General features: G+C 60.0%; 7 protein-coding genes and 1 pseudogene. 7 read left to right on the plus strand and 1 reads right to left on the minus strand.

Going from position 1 to position 3,836, the window contains the following annotated elements; translation table 11 throughout:
* The 5 genes and pseudogenes from EN932_RS31105 to EN932_RS31125 form a co-directional block, all read left to right on the plus strand.
* A pseudogene (locus tag EN932_RS31105) lies at positions 1-315 on the plus strand (hypothetical protein); the annotation flags it as partial.
* A 207-nt stretch (positions 316-522) separates the two neighbouring features.
* On the plus strand, positions 523-1,194 hold the full coding sequence (locus EN932_RS31110; RefSeq protein ID WP_245483356.1) for a glycosyl hydrolase 108 family protein: 672 nt from the start codon (positions 523-525) through the stop codon (positions 1,192-1,194).
* Entirely contained in the window at positions 1,194-1,427 is a 234-nt protein-coding gene (locus tag EN932_RS31115; RefSeq protein ID WP_128337851.1) for a hypothetical protein, read from the plus strand. The genes EN932_RS31110 and EN932_RS31115 overlap by 1 nt, the downstream gene beginning before the upstream one ends.
* On the plus strand, positions 1,412-1,606 hold the full coding sequence (locus tag EN932_RS31120; protein ID WP_127371230.1) for a hypothetical protein: 195 nt from the start codon (positions 1,412-1,414) through the stop codon (positions 1,604-1,606). The genes EN932_RS31115 and EN932_RS31120 overlap by 16 nt, the downstream gene beginning before the upstream one ends.
* 1 nt (position 1,607) lies before the next feature.
* Positions 1,608-2,150 (plus strand): DUF1515 family protein, encoded by a 543-nt coding sequence (locus EN932_RS31125; protein WP_128337852.1) that lies wholly within the window; start codon positions 1,608-1,610, stop codon positions 2,148-2,150.
* A 218-nt stretch (positions 2,151-2,368) separates the two neighbouring features.
* Here the strand turns inward: EN932_RS31125 and EN932_RS38175 are convergent, their stop codons facing one another.
* Positions 2,369-2,518 carry a hypothetical protein gene (locus EN932_RS38175; protein WP_164900104.1) on the minus strand — a complete coding sequence of 50 codons (150 nt, stop codon included), beginning with the start codon at positions 2,516-2,518 and terminating at the stop codon, positions 2,369-2,371.
* 255 nt (positions 2,519-2,773) lie between these two features.
* Between EN932_RS38175 and EN932_RS31130 the strand changes: the two genes are divergently transcribed.
* Positions 2,774-3,181 carry a response regulator gene (locus tag EN932_RS31130; protein ID WP_127367823.1) on the plus strand — a complete coding sequence of 136 codons (408 nt, stop codon included), beginning with the start codon at positions 2,774-2,776 and terminating at the stop codon, positions 3,179-3,181.
* An 89-nt stretch (positions 3,182-3,270) separates the two neighbouring features.
* On the plus strand, positions 3,271-3,836 hold a 566-nt coding region (locus EN932_RS31135), incomplete at its 3' end, for a response regulator transcription factor (RefSeq protein WP_164890713.1).

Below are 3,836 nucleotides of genomic sequence, written 5' to 3' on the forward strand. Positions count from 1 at the left end.
CCATTGCATCTGGAGCCGCGCTGCCAATTCAGTCAAACTGTCTTCCATGGACGAATACTTCCCAAGTCGATTCGAGGGGCGAAAATGCCAATGAACCCCAAGACTGCCGCGCTTGCAATCGCTGCTAGTATTTGCATCGCTGGTTTCGCCTACTCCAGCGGTCACAAGGCCGGTCGTGTTTCTCAACTAAAAGACACCGTCACGGCCTACAACCGCCGCATCGGGATTGACGACAAGGCCAACAGCCTCGGCCGCGTCGATCTCTGCCTGGAGCTTGGTGGCCTACTTGATGAGTGCCAGCGGCTAGACCGCTGATTTGCTTAACCGGCTGATTTCAGCCGTCCACCTCCATTGCCAATTCAACAACTGCCCATCAGGGCGGAAAGGTACTAGCCATGGACCGCAACTTCGCGCGGGCGCTTGCGCTCGTTCTGAAATCTGAAGGCCTCTGGGTGGACAACCCGGCCGATCCCGGCGGCGCCAACCATGAAAGGCGTCACGCTCACCAACTTCCGCCGCTATGTGAAGGCCGATGCGACGAAGGCCGATCTGCGCAAAATCACTGACGCCCAGGTCGCGACGGTCTACCGCCGTTTCTACTGGGATGCGACGGCCGGCGCCCAGCTTCCCAGCGGGGTCGACTACGCTGTTTTTGGTTTCGCAGTGAATAGCGGTCCCGGTCGCGCGGCCAAATATCTTCAGGCCGTTGTGGGGATCAAGCAGGATGGGCGCATTGGCCCGGCCACCATTGCAGCCGTAAAGGCTAAGCCGGCCGGCGTTGTCATCGACGCGCTGTGCGACAATCGCCTAGGCTTCCTGAAGCGTCTCCCGACATGGAAGACCTTCGGCAAGGGCTGGTCCGACCGCGTCAAGTCGGTGCGCGCCGAAACGCTGAAGCTGTCAGCTTTGCCCGACACTCCGCCGCCGGTCACTGTCGAGGTGAAGGTGCCGGTCGACAAACCCGTTGTTCCTGAAAAGGTCGAACAGAAGGTCAAGGAGAAATCCGGCTTTCTGTCTTGGCTGACCGGCCTCTTCGGTTCCGGCGCTATCGGGCTTGGCTGGCTTGCGGGCACGGACTGGCAAGCTGTCCTGGCTGGCGGTGTGGTCCTGCTGGTGCTCCTGCTGGTCCTGCTCCTGTTTCGCTCACAGATCGTCTCTGCGGTGCGCCAGATCAAGGCGGAGGTCGCGGAGTGATGTCCGCCTTCCTCGCTGCTCTCGTCGCTCAGTTGTGGCCGTACCTCCTTGCCGGCGCGGCCGGGCTCGTCGCGCTCTGGCGAGCCTATGCCATGGGCAAAGCGAAGAACCAGGCCAAGCAGGACGCGGCCGACGCCGCAGCGCGCATCGGAGGCCAGAAGATCGATGATGCCGTGGCCGGCCGCGCTCTTGGCGACAACCGGGGGAGGTTGGGCGAATGGTCAAAATCCTGACGATGATCTTTGCACTTTTTGCAATGATCTCCTGCACTACGGTCGGAGGCAGCTTTTGCGCCGTGGAGCATCCTATCCGTCTCACGAAGGCGGAAGTCGCCACGCTCTCGGATGGGTCGGTTGCGGCGATCCTGGCGCACAATGAAACGGGCGCCAAGCTCTGCGGTTGGAAAGCCTGACATGGCAACTTCGGCAAACAAGAGCCTGGAAATGATAATCGGCGGGCTCTTGGAGGCCACGCAGAACATGCAGCGCGACATCACGGAGATCCGACGCGACATCAAGGACAGCGATTCCCGTGCTGCCTTGAGCTACGAGCAGTCCGAACAGCGCGCTGCCGCCAGCCGGTCCAAGATGTATGCGAAAACCGACGAGCTGGTTGACCGTGTGGCGGCAACCGAAGCCGCTGTCAGCAAGCTCAACGACGATATGACGGGAGTGAAGGCGGTCACTGCCGAGGTGACCCGGTGGAAGCTCATGGGGCTTGGTGCGCTGGGCGTCACAGGAATGGCGGCTGCGGCCCTGGCTTCGCTGATCACCGCATATTGGTGCGACAAGGAAGTGTCGATGGAGAAGAAATTTGCCGAGATGAGTTGGCACCCGGCGCCTAGGTTCTTTGGCGGTGGAGAGGCCACGCCTGTAGCCCAAGTCGCTGTTGCGGAGGGCACGTCATCGCTCGTGCTCTACGATGACCGCATTCGCATTACGCCGATGTGGACCTAGAAGGAGCGAAGGAGCTAATGCGCAAACTACAAAAGCGCATCGATTTGCTCGAAGAGGAAAAGGGGCCGAACTAGCCCCTTTTGTCCAGGGCTTTCCGCCGCCTTATTGGCGATCTCAGCGCGCGCATTATGGTCTCGGCGCGCTTCTGCCACCCCCTGGCGCCCAATGCCTTTGCTACGGGGCAGCGTTCATTCGTTTTTTCAATTCGATTGCGTTGGTTATTCGTCCACAGCTTCCTCCATCTCGGCCAGTTCGAGCGCCGTGAACCTAGGCCCAATCTTGCCGATCATACGAGCGCATTCTCTTGCCGTGGAAATCGTCCCTCTGGCTATCGTCGCTCCATCGGCATCCTCGTCGATCAAGCTCATTCTCCTCTGCTTCGGCTAAGTCCAAGCATATAGGCGCTGGCGCCTTTGAGGGCAAACCGGATCCTGGGGGCTTTATATTTCAATTTTCGAAGCGAAACATCGCCAGAGAACGGCTAAAGCACCAACCCCGCCGCCGCATGTTGACCTATGCTGGGCGATCCCAGCTACTCCAGACCCCCGCCGCCGCTGTCCCACCCCGTTGATCGGTGGAACCAACACTCAATCGCGCCGTTGTGGCGGCCGGGAGGGTGGTTCATGAGCGAAAGCGCTATTCTGGTCGTCGAAGACGAGCTCTTGATCCTGCTCGACCTTGAAACAGCTTTGCAGGACGCGGGCTTTCTCGTCGTAGGAGTGCCGAGTGCCGAAGCCGCCGTAAAGGCGTTTGATGAGGATCCAAACAAGTTCGCCGGCCTCCTTACGGACATCCGTCTCGGCTCGGGAGAAACTGGGTGGGAAGTAGCCAGGCATGTAAGGCGAAGCAATCCAACCCTACCTGTGGTCTACATCAGCGGCGATGGTGCTATTTCCTGGGGCTCTGAAGGCGTCCCAGACAGCGTGATGATCGTCAAGCCGTTCTTCCCTCCCCAGATCATTACGGCGTTGTCCACACTGCTCAATCAGCAACACCCAACGGCGTCGAACGGCGGCGAACCCTCTCCGTAGAGCGGGCATTTTTTGGTTTATGAGCGGAACCTAAAATCCATCAGCAAGTTCAATAACGTTTTCAGCGCACGCTGTTGAGGGGAGCAAGCATGGTCGGCGCCATTCGCATCGCTGTTGTCGAAGATCATCCACTCTTTCGCGAAGGCGTGATGCGCAGCCTGTCAGAGATCGGAGGCTTCGAGATGGTTGGCGCGGGCGCCACGGCGCAGGATGCCGAACGCCTCGCCTCTACGGTGCGACCCGACATATTGCTGCTCGACATCTCTTTGCCGGGCGGCGGCCTCGCGGCGGTTGAGAGCATCCTCGCCAGCTACCCCACCCAGAAGATTGTCATGTTGACCGTATCGGAGGCCAATGCCGATGTAACTAAGGCTCTGAATGCAGGGGTGCGCGGCTATGTCCTCAAAGGCGTAGGGTCGCGCGGGCTCGCTGACATCCTGCGCAACGTAGCGGCCGGCGAGAGCTACCTCACGCCAACTCTTTCGGCACGGCTGCTCTCGGATCTCCAGTCCCCTGCTAACAGCACAGCAGACCGGCTGCGGCAGATGACCGAAAGGCAAACGGAAATCCTGCGGCTAGTGGCGGAGGGGCTGAGCAACAAGGAGGTCGCACGGCGCCTGAACCTCCACGAGAAGACAATCAAGCACCACATGAC

This window comes from Mesorhizobium sp. M7A.F.Ca.US.002.01.1.1, assembly GCF_004022955.1.
Taxonomy (GTDB): Bacteria; Pseudomonadota; Alphaproteobacteria; order Rhizobiales; family Rhizobiaceae; genus Mesorhizobium; species Mesorhizobium ciceri.